This window comes from Streptomyces sp. NTH33, from assembly GCF_003236365.1.
Classification (GTDB): domain Bacteria; phylum Actinomycetota; class Actinomycetes; order Streptomycetales; family Streptomycetaceae; genus Streptomyces.
Genome location: NZ_POTZ01000005.1, coordinates 1 through 16,093, shown reverse-complemented (window position 1 = coordinate 16,093; position 16,093 = coordinate 1). Strand labels below are relative to the sequence as shown.

General features: G+C 73.1%; 15 protein-coding genes and 3 pseudogenes. 8 read left to right on the top strand and 10 right to left on the bottom strand.

What is annotated here, in order from left to right; all coding sequences use genetic code 11:
* Positions 1 to 6 precede the first annotated feature (6 nt).
* Entirely contained in the window at positions 7 to 1,788 is a 1,782-nt protein-coding gene (locus C1I97_RS01060; protein WP_111001316.1) for a glycoside hydrolase family 15 protein, read from the top strand.
* A gap of 3 nt (positions 1,789 to 1,791) precedes the next feature.
* On the top strand, positions 1,792 to 2,802 hold the full coding sequence (locus tag C1I97_RS01055; RefSeq protein WP_111001315.1) for an SDR family oxidoreductase: 1,011 nt from the start codon (positions 1,792 to 1,794) through the stop codon (positions 2,800 to 2,802).
* Positions 2,803 to 2,842: 40 nt separating this feature from the next.
* On the opposite strand, the gene C1I97_RS01050 is transcribed toward C1I97_RS01055, so the two are convergent.
* The 4 genes and pseudogenes from C1I97_RS01050 to C1I97_RS01035 all read right to left on the bottom strand — a co-directional run.
* Positions 2,843 to 3,487, bottom strand: a complete 645-nt coding sequence (locus C1I97_RS01050) for a LutC/YkgG family protein (protein ID WP_111001314.1) — start codon at positions 3,485 to 3,487, stop codon at positions 2,843 to 2,845.
* Positions 3,484 to 4,962, bottom strand: a complete 1,479-nt coding sequence (locus C1I97_RS01045) for a LutB/LldF family L-lactate oxidation iron-sulfur protein (RefSeq protein WP_111001313.1) — start codon at positions 4,960 to 4,962, stop codon at positions 3,484 to 3,486. The genes C1I97_RS01050 and C1I97_RS01045 overlap by 4 nt, the downstream gene beginning before the upstream one ends.
* Positions 4,959 to 5,714 carry a (Fe-S)-binding protein gene (locus C1I97_RS01040; RefSeq protein WP_111001312.1) on the bottom strand — a complete coding sequence of 252 codons (756 nt, stop codon included), beginning with the start codon at positions 5,712 to 5,714 and terminating at the stop codon, positions 4,959 to 4,961. Before C1I97_RS01040 ends, C1I97_RS01045 begins: the two co-directional genes overlap by 4 nt.
* A gap of 89 nt (positions 5,715 to 5,803) precedes the next feature.
* Positions 5,804 to 5,994: pseudogene (locus C1I97_RS01035) on the bottom strand (rhamnulokinase); the annotation flags it as partial.
* Between C1I97_RS01035 and C1I97_RS01030 the strand changes: the two are divergent.
* The 5 genes and pseudogenes from C1I97_RS01030 to C1I97_RS01010 all read left to right on the top strand — a co-directional run.
* Positions 5,969 to 6,151, top strand: a pseudogene (locus C1I97_RS01030) (substrate-binding domain-containing protein); the annotation flags it as partial. The pseudogenes C1I97_RS01035 and C1I97_RS01030 sit on opposite strands and share 26 nt — an antisense overlap.
* Positions 6,152 to 6,249: 98 nt before the next feature.
* Positions 6,250 to 7,560 carry an alpha/beta fold hydrolase gene (locus tag C1I97_RS01025; protein ID WP_111001311.1) on the top strand — a complete coding sequence of 437 codons (1,311 nt, stop codon included), beginning with the start codon at positions 6,250 to 6,252 and terminating at the stop codon, positions 7,558 to 7,560.
* Between the two features lie 33 nt (positions 7,561 to 7,593).
* Positions 7,594 to 8,337 carry a PIG-L deacetylase family protein gene (locus C1I97_RS01020; RefSeq protein ID WP_111001310.1) on the top strand — a complete coding sequence of 248 codons (744 nt, stop codon included), beginning with the start codon at positions 7,594 to 7,596 and terminating at the stop codon, positions 8,335 to 8,337.
* Positions 8,338 to 8,426: 89 nt separating this feature from the next.
* The gene (locus tag C1I97_RS01015) at positions 8,427 to 9,347 is read left to right on the top strand and encodes a sigma-70 family RNA polymerase sigma factor (RefSeq protein WP_111001309.1); all 921 of its coding nucleotides are present in this window, start codon (positions 8,427 to 8,429) and stop codon (positions 9,345 to 9,347) included.
* A 42-nt stretch (positions 9,348 to 9,389) separates the two neighbouring features.
* On the top strand, positions 9,390 to 10,238 hold the full coding sequence (locus C1I97_RS01010; RefSeq protein WP_111001341.1) for a pentapeptide repeat-containing protein: 849 nt from the start codon (positions 9,390 to 9,392) through the stop codon (positions 10,236 to 10,238).
* Between the two features lie 19 nt (positions 10,239 to 10,257).
* On the opposite strand, the pseudogene C1I97_RS40910 reads toward C1I97_RS01010, so the two are convergent.
* The 3 genes and pseudogenes from C1I97_RS40910 to C1I97_RS00995 form a co-directional block, all read right to left on the bottom strand.
* Positions 10,258 to 10,424: pseudogene (locus tag C1I97_RS40910) on the bottom strand (cytochrome P450); the annotation flags it as partial.
* Positions 10,425 to 10,437: 13 nt separating this feature from the next.
* Positions 10,438 to 11,691 carry an aromatic acid exporter family protein gene (locus C1I97_RS01000; RefSeq protein WP_111001308.1) on the bottom strand — a complete coding sequence of 418 codons (1,254 nt, stop codon included), beginning with the start codon at positions 11,689 to 11,691 and terminating at the stop codon, positions 10,438 to 10,440.
* 54 nt (positions 11,692 to 11,745) lie between these two features.
* A complete protein-coding gene (locus C1I97_RS00995) occupies positions 11,746 to 12,240 on the bottom strand; it encodes an FBP domain-containing protein (RefSeq protein ID WP_111001307.1) in 495 nt (164 codons plus the stop codon).
* Positions 12,241 to 12,475: 235 nt separating this feature from the next.
* Between C1I97_RS00995 and C1I97_RS00990 the strand changes: the two genes are divergently transcribed.
* Positions 12,476 to 13,687 (top strand): cysteine desulfurase-like protein, encoded by a 1,212-nt coding sequence (locus C1I97_RS00990; RefSeq protein ID WP_111001306.1) that lies wholly within the window; start codon positions 12,476 to 12,478, stop codon positions 13,685 to 13,687.
* Positions 13,688 to 13,723: 36 nt separating this feature from the next.
* Here the strand turns inward: C1I97_RS00990 and C1I97_RS00985 are convergent, their stop codons facing one another.
* The 3 genes from C1I97_RS00985 to C1I97_RS00975 all read right to left on the bottom strand — a co-directional run bounded on the left by C1I97_RS00985 (position 13,724) and on the right by C1I97_RS00975 (position 15,715).
* Positions 13,724 to 14,533, bottom strand: coding sequence for an SAM-dependent methyltransferase (locus C1I97_RS00985; RefSeq protein ID WP_111001305.1), 810 nt, complete (start codon positions 14,531 to 14,533; stop codon positions 13,724 to 13,726).
* Between the two features lie 103 nt (positions 14,534 to 14,636).
* A complete protein-coding gene (locus tag C1I97_RS00980) occupies positions 14,637 to 14,891 on the bottom strand; it encodes a DUF397 domain-containing protein (protein WP_111001304.1) in 255 nt (84 codons plus the stop codon).
* A gap of 2 nt (positions 14,892 to 14,893) precedes the next feature.
* The gene (locus C1I97_RS00975) at positions 14,894 to 15,715 is read right to left on the bottom strand and encodes a helix-turn-helix domain-containing protein (RefSeq protein ID WP_111001340.1); all 822 of its coding nucleotides are present in this window, start codon (positions 15,713 to 15,715) and stop codon (positions 14,894 to 14,896) included.
* Positions 15,716 to 16,093: the final 378 nt, after the last annotated feature.

Here is a 16,093-nt window from a genome sequence, read left to right as displayed (position 1 = left end):
GCAGGCATGAGCCCCACCCCCTCCTTCCCGCCGCACGCACTGCACGACTACGCGCTGCTGGCGGACGGGGAGCGCGGCGCGCTGATCGGACCGGACGGCGCCGTCGCCTGGCTGTGCGCCCCCACCTGGCACGACGACGCCGTCTTCGCCTCCCTCATCGGCGGCGCGGGCGTCTACGCGATCACCCCGCGCGGCCGCTGGGTCCCCGGCGGCTACTACGAGGAGGGCACCCTGATCTGGCGAAGCCGCTGGGTCACCACCGACGGCGTCATCGAGTGCCGCGAGACCCTCGCCTTCCCCGGCGAGGCGAACCGCCTGGTCCTGCTGCGGCGGATCGTCGCCGTCGACGGCACCGCCCACGTCCGGGTCGTCCTCGACGCGCGCGCCGACTACGGCCGCGCCCCGCAGACCACCCCGCACCGCGACGACAGCGGCGTATGGCACCTGAACACCGGCCACCACCGCCTGCGCTGGCAGGGCGCCGCGCCGGCCACCGCCCGCGCCGAGGGCCTGACCGCCGACCTCGTCCTCGCACCCGGCGAGCACCACGACCTGGTCCTGGAGTGCTCCGACTCCCCGCTGCCGCACCCCCTTCCCCGGGCCGACCAGGCATGGGCCGCCACCGAACAGGCCTGGCAGCGGGGCGTGCCCCCGCTGGAGCAGACCATCGCTCCGCGCGACGCCCGGCGCGCCTACGCCACCCTGCGCGGGCTCACCTCCCACGGCGGCGGCATGGTCGCCGCGGCCACCACCAGCCTGCCCGAACGCGCCGAGACCGGCCGCAACTACGACTACCGGTACGTGTGGATCCGCGACCAGAGCTACGCCGGGCAGGCCGCGGCCGCCGCGAACGCCCCCGAACTCCTGGACGCAGCCGTCCGTTTCGTCGGCGAGCGGCTGCTCGCCGACGGCCCGCACCTCGCCCCCGCCTACACCGTGCACGGCAAGCCCGTCCCCGGCCAGCACGAACTCGACCTGCCCGGCTACCCCGGCGGCTTCAGCCGGGTCGGCAACCACGTGGACAAGCAGTTCCAGCTGGACTGCTTCGGCGAGGCACTGCTGCTGTTCGCCGCCGCCGAACGCCAAGGCCGGCTGGACGCCGACGCCTGGAAGGCCGCCGAACTCGCGGTCGGGGCGGTCGGCGAGCGGTGGCGGGAACCCGATGCCGGCATCTGGGAGCTGGACCCCCGCCCGTGGACGCACAGCCGGCTCAGCTGCGTCGCCGGACTGCGCGCCCTGGCCGGCGCCGCCCCCGGCCGGCCGCTCGCCGACACCTGCACCCGCCTCGCCGACACCCTGCTCGACGCCGTCTCGGCCACCAGCGTGCACCCCGACGGGTACTGGCAGCGCACCCCGGAGGAGCCCGCCGTCGACGCGGCCCTGCTGCTGCCCGCCCTGCGCGGCGCCCTGCCCGCCGCCGACCCGCGCACCCGCGCCACCCTCGCCGCCTGCCGCGAGCACCTGACCCAGGACCACTTCATCTACCGCTTCCGCCACGACGACCGGCCCCTGCAGGAGGCCGAGGGCGCGTTCCTGCTGTGCGGGTTCTTCATGGCGCTGGCCGAGCACGAGCAGGGCCACGAGGTCGACGCGCACCGCTGGTTCGAACGCAACCGCGGCGCCTGCGGTTCGTCGGGGCTGTACGCGGAGGAGTTCGACATCGCCCAGCGCCAGCTGCGCGGCAACCTCCCGCAGGCGTTCGTCCACGCCCTGCTGCTGGAGACCGCCGCCCGCCTGGCAGAGGACCCCGAACGGCACGGCGCGCGCCGCCGAGCGAGGAGGAGCTGAACCATGCCCCAGACCGTCGTCATCACCGGAGCCAGCGCCGGCATCGGCCGCGCCACCGCCCGCCTGTACGGCAAGCGCGGCGCCAACGTCGTCCTGATCGCCCGCGGGCAGGCCGGTCTGGACGCCGCCGCCAGGGAGGTCGAGGAACTCGGCGGCAGGGCGCTGGTGCGGACCGCCGACACCGCGGGCGCCGAGCAGGTCGAAGAGGCCGCCACGGCCGCCGAGCAGGCCTTCGGCCCCATCGACGTATGGATCAACTGCGCGTTCACCAGTGTCTTCGCGCCCTTCGACGAGATCACCGCCGAGGAGTACGAGCGGGTCACCAAGGTGACCTACCTCGGTTTCGTCAACGGCACCCGCAGTGCGCTGAAGCGGATGCTGCCGCGCGACCGCGGCACGATCGTGCAGGTCGGCTCGGCGCTGGGGGAGCGGGCCATCCCGCTGCAGTCGGCGTACTGCGGAGCCAAGCACGCCATCAACGGCTTCACCTCCTCCCTGCGCACCGAACTGATGCACCGCGGCAGCAACGTACACGTGACGATCGCCCAGATGCCGGCCGTCAACACCCCGCAGTTCTCCTGGGTGCGGTCCCGGCTGCCCAAGCACCCGCAGCCCGTCCCGCCGATCTACCAGCCGGAAGTCGCCGCCCGGGGCGTGGTGCACGCCGCCGACCACCCCCGCCGCAAGCAGTACTACATCGGCGCCACCACCCTGGCCACCGTCTGGGCCAACCGCCTGGCCCCGGCCCTGCTCGACCGCTACCTGGCCCGCACCGGCTACGACTCCCAGCAGACCGACCAGCGGCCCCCGAGCGGCGAGAGCAACCTCTACGAGCCCGTCGACCGCGTGGAGGGCAGCGACCACGGTGCCCACGGCATCTTCGACGACTCCGCGCACAGCCGGTCCTTCGAGGCCGCCTTGGCCCGCCATCCCGCGCTCGTCGCCTCCGGGGTCGCCCTCGGTGCCGCGGCGGCGGGAGCGGTCGTGCGGCGCGGCCTCATGAACGGCGCGTGACCACCCGGGCGAGGGGCGGCCGGAGCGACGCGTCGTCCCCTCACCCGCTCATCAGCACCACCTCCAGGGTGCGCGGCCCGTGCACCCCCTCCACGCGGTCCAGTTCGATGTCGCTGGTCGCGGAGGGGCCGGAGATCCAGGTGAGCGGGCGGCCGGGGACGAGGCGTTCGAGGGCCTGGGGGACGGAGGAGACGACCTGCTCGGGAACGCGTACGACGCAGATGTGGTGGTCGGGGATCAGGGTGATGCGGCGGCGGCCCTGGTCGGGGGAGCCGTCGAGGACGATCGTGCCGGTCTCGGCGACGGCGAGCGCGCAGCCGGTGACCACGCTGTCGACGCGGTCCAGTTCGCGGGGCGTGCTGTCCGGCAGGTCCGCGACCCGCTTCAGGTCCGTGTCCGCCAGCCAGCCCTCGTCCAGACCGGGCGGTGCCAGCACGGACCTCGAACCGCGCTCGCCGAGCAGATGGGCGATCAGCCCGGGCAGCTCCCCGGTGCCGCAGCGGTGCACCACCGCCCGGTAGTCCACGAGGTTCTCGGCCAGCAGATCCACCGTCTCCCCGGCGTCCCGCTCGCCGTGCTGCCGCAGGTAGTCCCGGCAGACCGCCCGCGCGTACGGGGCGTCGTCCTGCGGTACGTCGGCCAGCGCGCGCCGCACCCGGCCCAGGATCCGGTCCCTGCTGCTCACTGGGAGCCCTCCTTGCCGCCGTGCGTGCGCTGCCACCAGTCGCGGAAGGGCTCCGCGGGCACCGCCGGAAGATCGCGGGTGCCGGTCCACGCCCGGCCCGGGCCAGGCAGCGAGCGCGGATGGAGGCGGCGGGTGCGGGAGGCGAGTCGCTGGCCGCCGCGCAGGGCGCCCGGGTGCGTGAGCGCCCAGCGGGCCGCCCGCATCGCCGCGCGCTCGGCGGCGTGCCCCTTCGCGGGCCGGAGCACCACCTTGTTGCCGCCCCGCGTCACCGGGCCGCCCTGGACGACCCGTTCCCGCAGGTGCACCAGCACCTCGGGGATGTCGATGGCGACCGGGCACACCTCGTAACAGGCCCCGCACAGCGAGGACGCGTACGGCAGGGAGGCGTCGATCTCGCTCTCCGTACCGCGCAGTTGGGGGCTGAGGATCGCGCCGATCGGCCCCGGGTAGACCGAGCCGTAGGCGTGGCCGCCGGCCCGCTCGTAGACCGGGCAGACGTTCAGGCACGCCGAGCAGCGGATGCAGCGCAGGGCCTGGCGGCCCACCTCGTCGGCGAGCGTGTCGGTGCGGCCGTTGTCCAGCAGGACCAGGTGGAAGGCGCTCGGGCCGTCCTCGTCGGCCGTACCGGTCCACATGGACGTGTACGGGTTCATGCGCTCGGCCGTGGAGGAGCGGGGGAGCGTCTGCAGGAAGACCTCCAGGTCCCGCCAGGTCGGCACGATCTTCTCGATGCCCACGACCGAGATCAGCGTCTCGGGCAGGGTCAGGCACATCCGCCCGTTGCCCTCGGACTCCACGACCACCAGGGTGCCGGTCTCGGCGACGACGAAGTTGGCGCCGGAGATGCCGACCCTGGCGCGCAGGAACTTCTCCCGCAGGTGCAGCCGGGCCGCCTCCGCCAGTTCGGCGGGCGTGTCCGTCAGCCCCTCGGGGGCCGGGCGGCCCCACGCGCCCATCTCGGAGCGGAAGATGTCCCGGATCTCGCCGCGGTTGCGGTGGATCGCGGGGACGAGGATGTGCGAGGGCCGGTCCTCGCCCAACTGCACGATCAGCTCGGCGAGATCGGTCTCGTAGGCCCGGACGCCCTCCGCCTCCAGAGCCTCGTTGAGCCCGATCTCCTGCGTGGCCATCGACTTGACCTTGACGACTTCCGTCTCCCCGGTCGCCTTGACCAGGTCGGTCACGATCCGGTTGGCCTCGTCCGCGTCGACCGCCCAGTGCACGGTGCCGCCGGCCGCCGTGACCGCCTCCTCCACCTGTTCCAGATAGCGGTCCAGGTGACGCAGGGTGTGGTCCTTGATCTGCTTGCCGGCCTCCCGCAGCGCTGCCCAGTCGGAGACCTCCGCCACCGCCCTGGCCCGCTTGGCGCGGATGGTGTGCGTGGCGTGGCGCAGGTTGCCGCGCAGCGTCGTGTCGCGCACGGCGTCGTGCGCGGCCCGGGGAAAGGCGGGCATCCCCACGAACGTGCCGCTCATGCCGCCGGCTCCTCCTCCGTGCTGGCCAGGATCTCCGCGAGGTGCACCGGCCGCATGTCCGCGCCCAGCCGGGTCATCGTCCCGCCGATGTGCAGCAGACACGAGTTGTCGCCCGCGCACAGCACCTGGGCGCCCGTCGACTCGGCGTTGCGCACCTTGTCGGCGCCCATCGCCGCCGAGACGTCGGGGTTCTTCACCGCGAAGGTGCCGCCGAACCCGCAGCACTCCTCGGCGCCGGGCAGGTCGACCAGCTCCAGCCCCCGCACCGCCTGCAGCAGTCGCCGGGGGCGGTCCCCGAGGCCGAGGACGCGCAGCCCGTGGCAGGTCGGGTGGTACGTCACCCGGTGCGGGTAGTACGCCCCCACGTCCGTCACCCCCAGCACGTCCACCAGGAACTCCGTCAGCTCGTACGTCTTCGGCACCACGGGCGCCAGCACCCGCTCCAGCGTGTCCCCGCGCCCCTCGGCCCGTGCCCGCGCGCCCAGGCGCGGATACAGCTCCCGCACCATCGCCGCGCACGATCCGGACGGTGTCACGATCGCCTCGTAGTCCCGGAAGACATCGGAGAAGTGCCGGGCCATCGGCTCGGCCTCGTGCCGGTACCCGGTGTTGTAGTGCGCCTGCCCGCAGCACGTCTGGGCCATCGGGAAGTCCACCTCCACGCCCAGCCTGGTCAGCAGTTTCACCACGGCGCGCCCGGTGTCCGGATAGAGCGTGTCGTTGACGCAGGTCAGGAACAGGGCGACACGCATCGCGGCTCCTTGTGGTCGGTCATCGGACGAGTGATGGAGGTACTGCCCACACGCGTTCAGCGTAGTGGGGGACCGGTCGGGCGGGTGGCTCACGGGGCGACGGCGGCGAGCCGGGCCTCGGCCGCCCGCCAGGCCGCCGCGTCACCGCGCGGCTCGTACCGCGTGAGCCGCTGCGTACGGGCCAGCAGGCGCCGCATCCCGGCCCGGTCACCGACCAGACGTGCGCCCGAGCCTGCACCAGCACATTGCCGAGCGCCGCCGCCGCGGCCGTCCCGTTCACCTCCGTCCGCCAGCCCGCGGTCACCATGGGCGCCCTGGCGGCGGAACTGCTGCTGGAGGAGACCGAGGCACAGGGGGCACCGACGGCGCACGAGCACCGGCGGGTGGTGCTCCAGCCGGAGTTGGTGGTACGCGGCTCCAGCCTGCCCGCGCGCTGACCCACGTCCAGCGATTGCCGTGATCCCCGAGGCCGGGCGGTGGACGAACATGTGCTGAACTGGGACGCGGCCGTAAACCCTCCGTCCCGGGAGAACCGTTGACCGTCAGCTACCGCCAGCCCGGCGTCGTCCTCACCGACCGCTCCTTCACCGTGCCGCTCGACCACGACGACCCGGCGGGGGAGACGATCGAGCTCTACGCCCGCGAGGTCGTCGCGAGCGACAAGGCCGGCAAGGCCGGCAAGGACCTGCCCTGGCTGGTCTACCTCCAGGGCGGGCCCGGCTTCGGGGCGAACCGTTTCATCGGCAAGCAGGCCTGGCTCGGCCGGGCCCTGGAGGACTACCGCGTCCTGCTCCTCGACCAGCGCGGCACCGGCCACTCCACGCCCGCCAACCGCCAGACCCTCCCGCTGCGCGGCGGCCCGGCCGAGCAGGCCGACTACCTCACCCGCTTCCGCGCCGACTCGATCGTCCGCGACTGCGAGGCGATCCGCCCCGAGGTGACCGGCGGCGCCCCCTGGACCGTCCTCGGCCAGAGCTTCGGCGGCTTCTGCACGGTGCACTACCTCTCCGCGCACCCCGAGGGCCTGGCCGCCGCCCTGATCACCGGCGGACTGCCCTCCCTGGACGCGCACGCCGACGACGTCTACCGGGCCGCCTACCCGCGCATCGAGCGCAAGGTCGCCGCCCACTACGCCCGCTATCCGCAGGACGTCGACCGCGTCCGCCGTATCGCCGACCACCTCCTCACCCACGACGTGGTGCTCCCGAACGGCTACCGCCTGACCGTCGAGGCCTTCCAGTCCCTCGGCATCGTGCTCGGCAGCGGCGACGGCAGCCACCGCCTCCACTACCTCCTCGAGGACGCCTTCGTGCGCACCCCGCGGGGGCCGGAGCTGTCCGACGCGTTCCAGGGGCAGGTCCAGGGCCTGCTGTCGTACGCCGGTCACCCGCTGTACGCCCTCGTCCACGAGGCGATCTACGGCCAGGACGCCCGCCCCACCGCCTGGTCGGCCGAGCGGGTCCGCGCCGAGTTCCCGCAGTTCGACGCGGCCAAGGCGCTCGCGGGCGACGGTCCGGTGCTGTTCACCGGCGAGTCCGTGCACCCGTGGATGTTCGACTGCGACCCGGCGCTGCGCCCCCTGCGCGAGACCGCCGACCTGCTCGCCGCCCGCACCGGCTGGAAGCCCCTGTACGACCCCGCCCGCCTCGCCGCCAACGAGGTCCCGGTCGCCGCGGCCGTCTACCACGACGACATGTACGTCGAGACCGCCCACTCCCTCGACACCGCCCGCGCGATCCGCGGCCTGCGCACCTGGGTCACCGACGAGTTCGAACACGACGGCGTCCGGGCCGGCGGCCCCCGCGTCCTGGACCGGCTGCTCGCGCTGGTCCGCGACGAGGCCTGACCGCGGGCACGGCGGGCTGGCTAGTCTGCGCGCATGACGCAGCCGAGGACCAGCCCCCTTCAGCCCATGCCCGACGACTGGCGGCGCGCCCTCGCCGTGGTGGCGCACCCGGACGACCTGGAGTACGGATGCGCGGCGGCGGTCGCCGCCTGGACCGACGACGGCCGCGAGGTCGCGTACGTCCTCGCCACCCGCGGCGAGGCGGGCATCGACACGCTGGAACCGGACAAGTGCGGCTCGCTGCGGGAGCGGGAGCAGCGGGCGGGCGCGGCCGTCGTCGGCGTGGCGAAGGTGGAGTTCCTCGACCACAGGGACGGCGTGATCGAGTACGGCACCGCCCTGCGCCGCGACATCGCCGCCGCGATACGCCGCCACCGCCCCGAACTCGTGATCACCCTCAACCACCGCGACACCTGGGGCGACGCCCTCTGGAACACCCCGGACCACGTGGCCGTCGGCCGCGCCGCCCTGGACGCGGCGGCGGACGCCGGCAACCGCTGGATCTTTCCGGAGCTGGCCGAACAGGGCCTCGAGCCCTGGAACGGCGTCCGCTGGGTCGCCGTGGCCGGCTCCGCCACGCCCACCCACGCCGTGGACGCCGGCCCGGGCCTGGAGCGCGCGGTGCGCTCGCTCCTGGAACACCGCACCTACATCGAGGCGTTGACCGACGAGGACCCCGAGTCGTACGCCCGCGACTTCCTGACCTCGACCGCCGCGGCGGCGGGCGAACGGTTCGGCGGAAAACCGGCGGTGGCGTTCGAATTGTTCGGCCGGTGAGGCACGCGGGCGCCTAAGGTGATCGCGACGGACGACGGACGACGGAAGACGGACGGTGAGACGGTGAACGGGGGGGGCGGGGAACGGACATGGCCGGCACGGGTGACGAGGACGTCCTGGCGCAGCGCTTCGAGGAGCACCGCGGGCAGCTGCGGGCGGTGGCCTACCGGATGCTCGGCTCGCTGTCCGAGGCCGAGGACGCCGTCCAGGAGACCTGGCTGAAGCTCATCCGCACGGACGCGGACGCCATCGAGAACCTGGGCGCCTGGCTCACCACCGTGACCGGCCGGGTCTGCCTCGACTTGCTCCGCTCCCGCAGCGCCCGCCGCGAGGAGCCCCTGGACGGCACCGACGACACCGACGACACCTTCGTCCCCGACCCGGTGATCCGGCCCCTGCCGTGGACCGACCCCGAGCAGGAGGCGCTCCAGGCCGACTCGGTCGGGCTCGCCCTGCTCGTCGTCCTGGAAACCCTCCAGCCAGACGAACGGCTGGCGTTCGTGCTGCACGACCTGTTCGCGGTGCCCTTCGACGACATCGCGCCGGTCGTGGAGCGCAGCGCCGCGGCGACCCGGCAGCTCGCCAGTCGCGCCCGCCGCCGGGTGCAGGGCGCCACCCCGCCCTCCGAGGCCGACCTCGGACGCCAGAGGCAGGTCCTCGACGCCTTCCTCGCCGCCTCACGCGCCGGCGACTTCGAGGCCCTGGTCGCCGTCCTCCACCCCGACGTGGTGCTCCGCGTCGACTCCGGCGCCCTGGTCCGCGGCGCGGCCGCCTCCAAGGTGGTCCACGGAGCCAGGACCGTGGCCGCCGGGGCCCTCACCTTCGCCCGGTACGCCGAGACCGCCCGCCTCGTCCTGGTCAACGGCGCGATCGGCGTGGCCAACGCCCCCGGGGGACGGCCGCTGTCGGTCATGGGCGTCACCATCACCGACGACCGGATCACCCACATGTACATCCTGGCCGACCCGGACCGCCTGGAACGCCTGGACCTGGCCGCGCCGGAGCCCTGACCGCCGTCCGGGCCCTTCCCGCACGTCAGTAGGGTGGACGTCATGTCAGATCAGACCGCCGACCGGCCCGCCCGGCCCGAGCTGCGCGGGGACTGCGCGCGGTGCTTCGGGCTGTGCTGTGTCGCCCTGCCCTTCGCCGCCTCCGCGGACTTCGCGCTCGACAAGCCCGCCGGGAAACCCTGCCCGAACCTTCAGGGGGACCACCGGTGCGGGATTCACGCGCGGCTCAGGGAGAAAGGATTCAGCGGGTGCACGGTCTACGACTGCTTCGGGGCCGGGCAGAAGGTCTCGCAGGTCACCTTCGGCGGGCGGGACTGGCGTACGGGCCCCGAGGACGACGCCCGGCGGATGTTCGAGGCGTTTCCGGTCGTACGGCAGCTGCACGAGCTGCTGTGGTACCTGACCGAGGCGCTCACGCTGGACGCCGCGCGGCCGGTGCACGCGGAACTGCGCCGGGCCCTGGAGCGGACCGAGCGGCTCACCCTGCTGCCGCCCGGGGAACTGGCCGCCCTGGACGTCGGGGCGCACCGGCAGGAGGTCAACGTGCTCCTGCTGCGCAGCAGTGAGCTGGCGCGGGCAGAGGTGCGGGGCGCCAAGGGCGGACGGAAGGACCGGCGGGGCGCGGACCTGATCGGGGCCCGGCTGAGGGGAGCCGATCTGCGGGGGGCCAGTCTGCGCGGCGCCTGCCTGATCGCGGCCGACCTCACCGGTGCCGATCTGCGCCAGGCGGATCTGATCGGCGCCGACCTGCGGGACGCCGACCTCACGGACGCCGATCTGACCGGTGCGTTCTTCCTGACCCAGCCGCAGGTTGACGCGGCCCGGGGGAGTGCCGGCACCCGGCTGCCCGGATCGGTCTCCCGCCCCGTGCGCTGGGCAGCGCGGGGCTGACACGCGTACCTGTTCCGCCGGAGCCGAAGTCGTGGCCGAAGCCGGTGCGGGGACGATCGTCTCCAGGGTCGGCTTCGTCATGTCGCCGGGCACGTCCACGGTCCGGCCGGCGGCCTGCGCGCGGTCCCAGCGGCCGGTGAGGCGTCCGGCCGCGTCCAGCATCGTTCGGTGGTAGCCCGCCATCGCCCCGCCCCGCCTCTCACGAAGAACGACGCGCCGTGTCCTCGCGGTCTCGCCCCAGCTTCACCGGTGTCCCCAGCTGGTCCGCGAGGCGGGTCAGACGGGGGCGGCGTTCCCGCTGTTCCCGGGTGTGCCGGTCCAGCTCCTCCAGGAGGCGGTGCGAGCGGTGCTCGATGTCCATCTCGTCGATGATGCGGTTGACCTCGGTCAGCACCGCGCCGCGCAGCTGCCACTGGCTCGTGTCCCGCTGCACCTCCTCCAGCAGCTGCTGCGCCAGCTTGTCCCGGGTGGCCGCGGCCTGCCGCAGCTCGGCGGCGAGCCGGGCCTCGGCCGACTCCGCGCTCTCGCTGACGTCCGTGGTGACCAGCACCGCGTAGCTGACCACCGCGTCGGCCATCTCGCACAGCAACTGCTGCACCAGCGGACCCGCCTGCGGTGAGAACAGCGGCTCGGGCTCCCGCTGCTTGGTCAGGTCGGTGAAGGAGCGCGCGAGCACCCGCAGCACGACCGTGCAGATCTCCAGCGTGTCCAGCCCGGTGCGCAGCACCACCCGGTTCAGCAGCCCCTCGCGCACCCGCGGGTTGAGCCTGAGACTGTCCTCGGCCTGCCGCAGTGCCGCGTCCACGTCGGAGATGTCGTGGTCCAGGCGGCGTGCCTCGTGCAGCCGGGCGGCCGCCTGCTCCGCCGGGACGCCGCCGGCCGCCTCCTCACCCATGTGCAGCATCAACTGCCGCATCCGGCGTGCCAGTCCCTCGATCGACTCGCCCGCCTGCTCGGTCCACACCGGGGGAGCGAGCAGCAGATTGCAGAACAGGCCGACCGTCGCACCGATCAGCGTCTCCACGACCCGTGCCCAGGCCGTGCTGCCGACGGTGGTGACGCCGAGGACCAGCATGGCGCTGATCGCCACTTCGACCACGAACTCGTCCACCCGCACCAGGTGCCCGACGCCCAGCCCGGCCAGGATCACCAGGGCCAGGCTCCACCAGGTGAGCCCCACCAGCAGGGAGAAGGCGATGGCGACGATCACGCCGGCGACCACGGCGTTCACCCGGCGAATGCTCATCTTCAGCGTCGCGAAGAGGGTGACCTGGACGACGAGCAGGGCCGTCAGGGGGGCGGTCAGCGGCGCCGGCTCCGGACTCAGCCACTTCGCGATCACGTAGGCGATCGTCGCCGCGACCGTCGACCGCAACGCCTGGACGACCACGGGGTCCCGGTGCCGCTTCACCGTCCGGACGAGGGACGACGGCCACTCATGTACATCGTGCATCCCTTGCGCTGTTCCCCGTTCTCCGACGAGTCGAACGTGGTCCCGCGCCCGGGGTCAGGCGTGCAGTTTGTCCAGGAAGGCCGCCAGGTTGCCCGTCGTACGGGCGATCTGCTCCTCCAGGGTGAGGCTCTCCTCGAAGCGGACTCCGGACTCGGGGACCTTCTTGCCGCGTACGTAGAGCGAGCAGGCGAGGTCCGTGCACATGTACACGCCGACCGAGTTGCCCTCGCGGCCCGCCGCGCCCGCCTTCCGGGCGGTCATCAGCGAGACCCCGCCGCCGGGGTGGGTGGTCAGGCACAGCGAGCACAGGCTGCGGTGCAGGAAGTTGCGCTGCGAGGGGGGAAAGCGCAGGGCGACGCCCACGAGGCGGTCCTCCCGCTCGGTGACCAGGTAGCTGCGGTCGGGCGCCCCCGGATCGCGCCAGCCCAGGAAGTCCAGGTCGTCCCAGGGGCGCTCGTCGAGGTCCCGGGGGACGGACAGGCGCTTGGCCTCGCCCTTGGAGCAGTTGACGAATGAGGTGCGTATGTCCTGCTCGGTCAGTTTTCTCATGGGAGCCTCCGGAGGGCGGCGCGATCGGTTGCCTAAAGGCATTAGCTTTTCACCTAGGGTATGCAGGACCTCCGGAAAGGGTCCAACGGATATTTTCCGAGGACGCACCCCGCCCGGCAGGTGGCCCTGGGGGAACGCGGGCCCCCGGCGTATTGACCCGCGGGGGCGCCGGGCGTTGGATCATGGGGCGGCGGCTCCCGCCGCGGCGTTCGAGAGGGTAGGCAAGGGGTGTTCCATGGCTCATGACATCGTCGGTGTCCGCGCGCAGTTTCCCGCACTGAAGTCCGGCTGGGCCCAGTTCGACGGGCCCGGCGGAAGCCAGACGCCGCAGCCCGTCATCGACGCCGTCGCCGAGGCGCTGGCCGGTCCGCTGTCCAACCGGGGGACCGGCACACTGGGCGAGCACAACGCCGAGGCCTGCGTCGGCGCCGCCCGGCAGGCCATGGCGGACCTGCTGGGCGCCGAGCCGTCCGGGATCGTCTTCGGCCGCAGCGCGACCCAGCTGACGTACGACTTCTCCCGCGCGCTGGCCAGGACGTGGTCGCCGGGCGACGAGGTGGTCGTGACCCGGCTCGACCACGACGCCAACATCCGGCCCTGGGTCCAGGCCGCCGAAGCCGTGGGGGCGGTCGTCCGCCGGGCCGACTTCGACCCGGCGACCGGCGAGCTCACCCCGGAGCACATCGAGGCCCAGCTGTCCGACCGCACCCGGCTGGTCGCGGTCACCGCCGCCTCCAACCTGATCGGCACCCGCCCGGACGTACCCGCGATCGCCGCCCTGGCCCACGAGCGCGGCGCCCTGCTGTACGTCGACGGCGTGCACTACACCGCCCACGCCGCGGTCGACCTCGCGGGCCTGGGCGCGGACTTCTTCGCCTGCTCCCCGTACAAGTTCCTCGGCCCCCACCTCGGCGTGCTGGCGAGCCGCCCGGACCTCCTCGGCGCCCTGCGCCCGGACAAGCTGCTGCCCTCGCCGGACACGGTCCCCGAGCGGTTCGAACTGGGCACCCTGCCCTACGAGCTGCTGGCCGGCACCCGGGCCGCCGTGGACTTCCTCGCCGGGATGGACCCGCAGGCGCACGGCACCCGCCGGGAACGGCTCCTCACCTCCCTCGGCTCGCTCGAGCGCCACGAGGACGCCCTGCGCCGCCGTATCGAGGAGGGGCTGTCCCGCCTCCCGGGGATCACCGTGCACTCGCGCGCCGCAGAGCGCACCCCGACCCTGCTGCTGACCATCGAGGGCCGCAGCACCGTCGACGCCTACCGCCACCTGGCCGACCGCGCGGTCGCGGCACCCTCGGGCGCGTTCTACGCCCTGGAGGCCTCCCACCGGCTCGGTCTCGGCGACACCGGCGGGCTGCGCGTCGGACTGGCGCCCTACACGGACGAGGAGGACGCCGACCGGCTCCTGGAGGGGCTGGCGGACTTCCTGCGGACGGCGCCGTAGACCCGGGCGGGCCGTACCGGACCCGGCGGCGGGGCGTCAGGGCTTGCGGGCCACGCCGCCGTGGATGTCCGTGGGCTCGGGCGTGGTGCCGGGCCCGGGACGCCACAGCGGGCAGGAGACGATGCCGGGCTCGACCAGCTCCAGACCCTCGTAGTAGGCGGCGAGCCGCTCCGGGCCGCGCAGTACGTACGGGGCGGCGCCGGTGTCGTCGTAGCCCTGCTGGGCCTCCTTGAGCGCCTGGTCGGTGTCGGTGCTGTCGTAGTGCACGAAACAGCTGCCGGAGGGCAGGGCCGCCTGGAGGCGGCGGACGATCGACTTCGCCTCCTCGTAGTCCTGGATGTGACCGAGGATGCCCATCAGCATCAGGGCCACCGGCTGCTCGAAGTCGAGGATCTTCGCCGCCCTCTCGAGGATCCTCTCCGGCTCGTGCAGGTCCGCGTCGATGTACTCGGTCAGCCCCTCCGGGGTGCTGGTGAGCAGGGCCTGGGCGTGGCGGAGCACCAGCGGGTCGTTGTCGACGTAGACGATGCGCGACTCGGGGGCGATGCGCTGGGCGACCTGGTGGGTGTTGTCGTAGGTCGGCAGTCCGGTGCCGATGTCGAGGAACTGCCGGATGCCGAGGTCGCCGGCCACGTACGTCACGGCGCGGATCAGGTACTGGCGGGAGGCGCGGGCCATCGTCTCGATGGTGGGCGCGTGCTCGCGGTAGGCGTCGCCCGCGATCCGGTCGACCTCGTAGTTGTCCTTGCCGCCCATCCAGTAGTTCCAGATGCGGGCCGAGTGCGGCACCGTGGTGTCGATCTTGAACAGGGTGTCCCGGTCCGGGGTGTGCTCGCCGTCTGTCATGGGGGGTCTCCTGCCGTACGTTCCTCGTCCGGTTCCCAACGTAGCGCCAATGTCCTTGTCATCAGGGCGAGTTGGCGATGGTTCCGGCAAGCCGGCGCGGACTTCAGTCGACCAGGAAGTCCGCCAGGCCGGCCTTGGTGCCCGTCAGGAAGGCGATCATCTCGTCCCGGCTGTAGACCAGCGCGGGCCCCTCGGGGTCCGTGGACCGGCGGAGGGCGACACGGCCGTCGGGCAGGCGCTTGGCCTCGACGCAGGAGCCGCCGTTGGTGCCGCTCCAGGGCTTGTGCCAGCCCTCGGCGCCCAGGTCGCCGGCCGGTGTGCCGCTGTGGGCGGGGCCGTCGGATGCGGTGAATCCCATGATCACAACTCCTTGCGCAGTTCGCCCAGGATGTCCCTGGTCCGGGCGACCGGTTCCGCCTGCACGGACATCCGGTCCAGGACTTCGAGATACGCCACGACGTCCTCCGGCCGGTCGTAGTACACCGAGCCCGTGAGGTTCTCGGTGTAGACGACGTCGGGGAGTTCGGAGAAGCCGAAGCGGAAGTGGTGGAAGGGGCCGTAGGCGCCGGGGTGGGCCCCCACGGAGAAGCGCATGATCTGGATACGGACCTTCGGCATCTCCAACGCCTCGGCCAGCCGGTCCAGTTGGTCCCGCATCACCGCGGCGCCGCCGACGGGACGGCGCAGCACCGTCTCGTCCAGGATGGCCCACACCGCCGGGGCGTCCGGCTTGGCGAGCAGGTCCTGACGTCTGAGGCGCAGGGCCGCACGCCGGGCGATCCCCTCCTCCGACTCGTTGGGGAAGCCGACCCGCATGAGCGCGGTGGCGTAGTCGTGGGTCTGCAACAGGCCCGGCACGTAGTGGGGTTCGTAGAGGCGGATGACGCTCGCCTCGCTCTCCAGGCTCACGTACGCCCTGAACCACTCCGGCAGTACGTCACGGTACTTGTACCACCAGCCCGGCCGGTTGGCCTCCCTGGCCAGGGCGACGAAGTCGTCGATCTCCGCCGCCGGGACGCCGTAGGCGCGCAGCAGCTCCTTGACGTACGGGATGCGCAGGCCGACCTCGGCCTTCTCGATCCGGCGGACCGTCAAGGGCGTGACCTCGATGGTCCGTGCCGCGTCCTCGAAGGACACCCCGGCCCGCTCCCGCAGGTGGCGCAGACGCCTGCCGAGCACCATCCGCAGGACGGTGGGCGCACTGCCGCCAGAGCGGTTCTCCTTCACGTCCTGCCTCCCGGAGCGGCCGTCACAGCGGCAGTGTGCCACGCCGTCGACGGCACGGGCAGGGTGAAGTCAAACGTTCTGAAATTATCAGAACGCAGGTTGCGAGCTGAGTGTGTCCGAGACCATAGTGACCGGGGGAGCCACCGCACGGGCGGCCGTCATGAAGGTCAACTACCGGATATCAAACCGGAATTGACGTCACGGCAGGTGTGGCGGGCCCGGCCGCACACGACCGCGAGGCGAGACCTGGATGGCCACCGTGACCGACGGACAGTCGAGGAGTCCCCAGACGGGCCCCGTCACCGAGGACTGCCCGTCCGGCCGCGTGCCCAC

Excerpts from the sequence above, each read along its gene's own strand:
- C1I97_RS01060 (WP_111001316.1), top strand. The coding sequence starts at position 7 with ATGAGCCCCACCCCCTCCTTCCCGCCGCACGCACTGCACGACTACGCG.
- C1I97_RS01055 (WP_111001315.1), top strand. The coding sequence starts at position 1,792 with ATGCCCCAGACCGTCGTCATCACCGGAGCCAGCGCCGGCATCGGCCGC.
- C1I97_RS01045 (WP_111001313.1), bottom strand. The coding sequence starts at position 4,962 with ATGAGCGGCACGTTCGTGGGGATGCCCGCCTTTCCCCGGGCCGCGCAC.
- C1I97_RS01040 (WP_111001312.1), bottom strand. The coding sequence starts at position 5,714 with ATGCGTGTCGCCCTGTTCCTGACCTGCGTCAACGACACGCTCTATCCG.
- C1I97_RS01020 (WP_111001310.1), top strand. The coding sequence starts at position 7,594 with ATGACGCAGCCGAGGACCAGCCCCCTTCAGCCCATGCCCGACGACTGG.
- C1I97_RS01015 (WP_111001309.1), top strand. The coding sequence starts at position 8,427 with ATGGCCGGCACGGGTGACGAGGACGTCCTGGCGCAGCGCTTCGAGGAG.
- C1I97_RS01010 (WP_111001341.1), top strand. The coding sequence starts at position 9,390 with ATGTCAGATCAGACCGCCGACCGGCCCGCCCGGCCCGAGCTGCGCGGG.
- C1I97_RS01000 (WP_111001308.1), bottom strand. The coding sequence starts at position 11,691 with ATGCACGATGTACATGAGTGGCCGTCGTCCCTCGTCCGGACGGTGAAG.
- C1I97_RS00995 (WP_111001307.1), bottom strand. The coding sequence starts at position 12,240 with ATGAGAAAACTGACCGAGCAGGACATACGCACCTCATTCGTCAACTGC.
- C1I97_RS00990 (WP_111001306.1), top strand. The coding sequence starts at position 12,476 with ATGGCTCATGACATCGTCGGTGTCCGCGCGCAGTTTCCCGCACTGAAG.
- C1I97_RS00985 (WP_111001305.1), bottom strand. The coding sequence starts at position 14,533 with ATGACAGACGGCGAGCACACCCCGGACCGGGACACCCTGTTCAAGATC.
- C1I97_RS00980 (WP_111001304.1), bottom strand. The coding sequence starts at position 14,891 with ATGGGATTCACCGCATCCGACGGCCCCGCCCACAGCGGCACACCGGCC.
- C1I97_RS00975 (WP_111001340.1), bottom strand. The coding sequence starts at position 15,715 with ATGGTGCTCGGCAGGCGTCTGCGCCACCTGCGGGAGCGGGCCGGGGTG.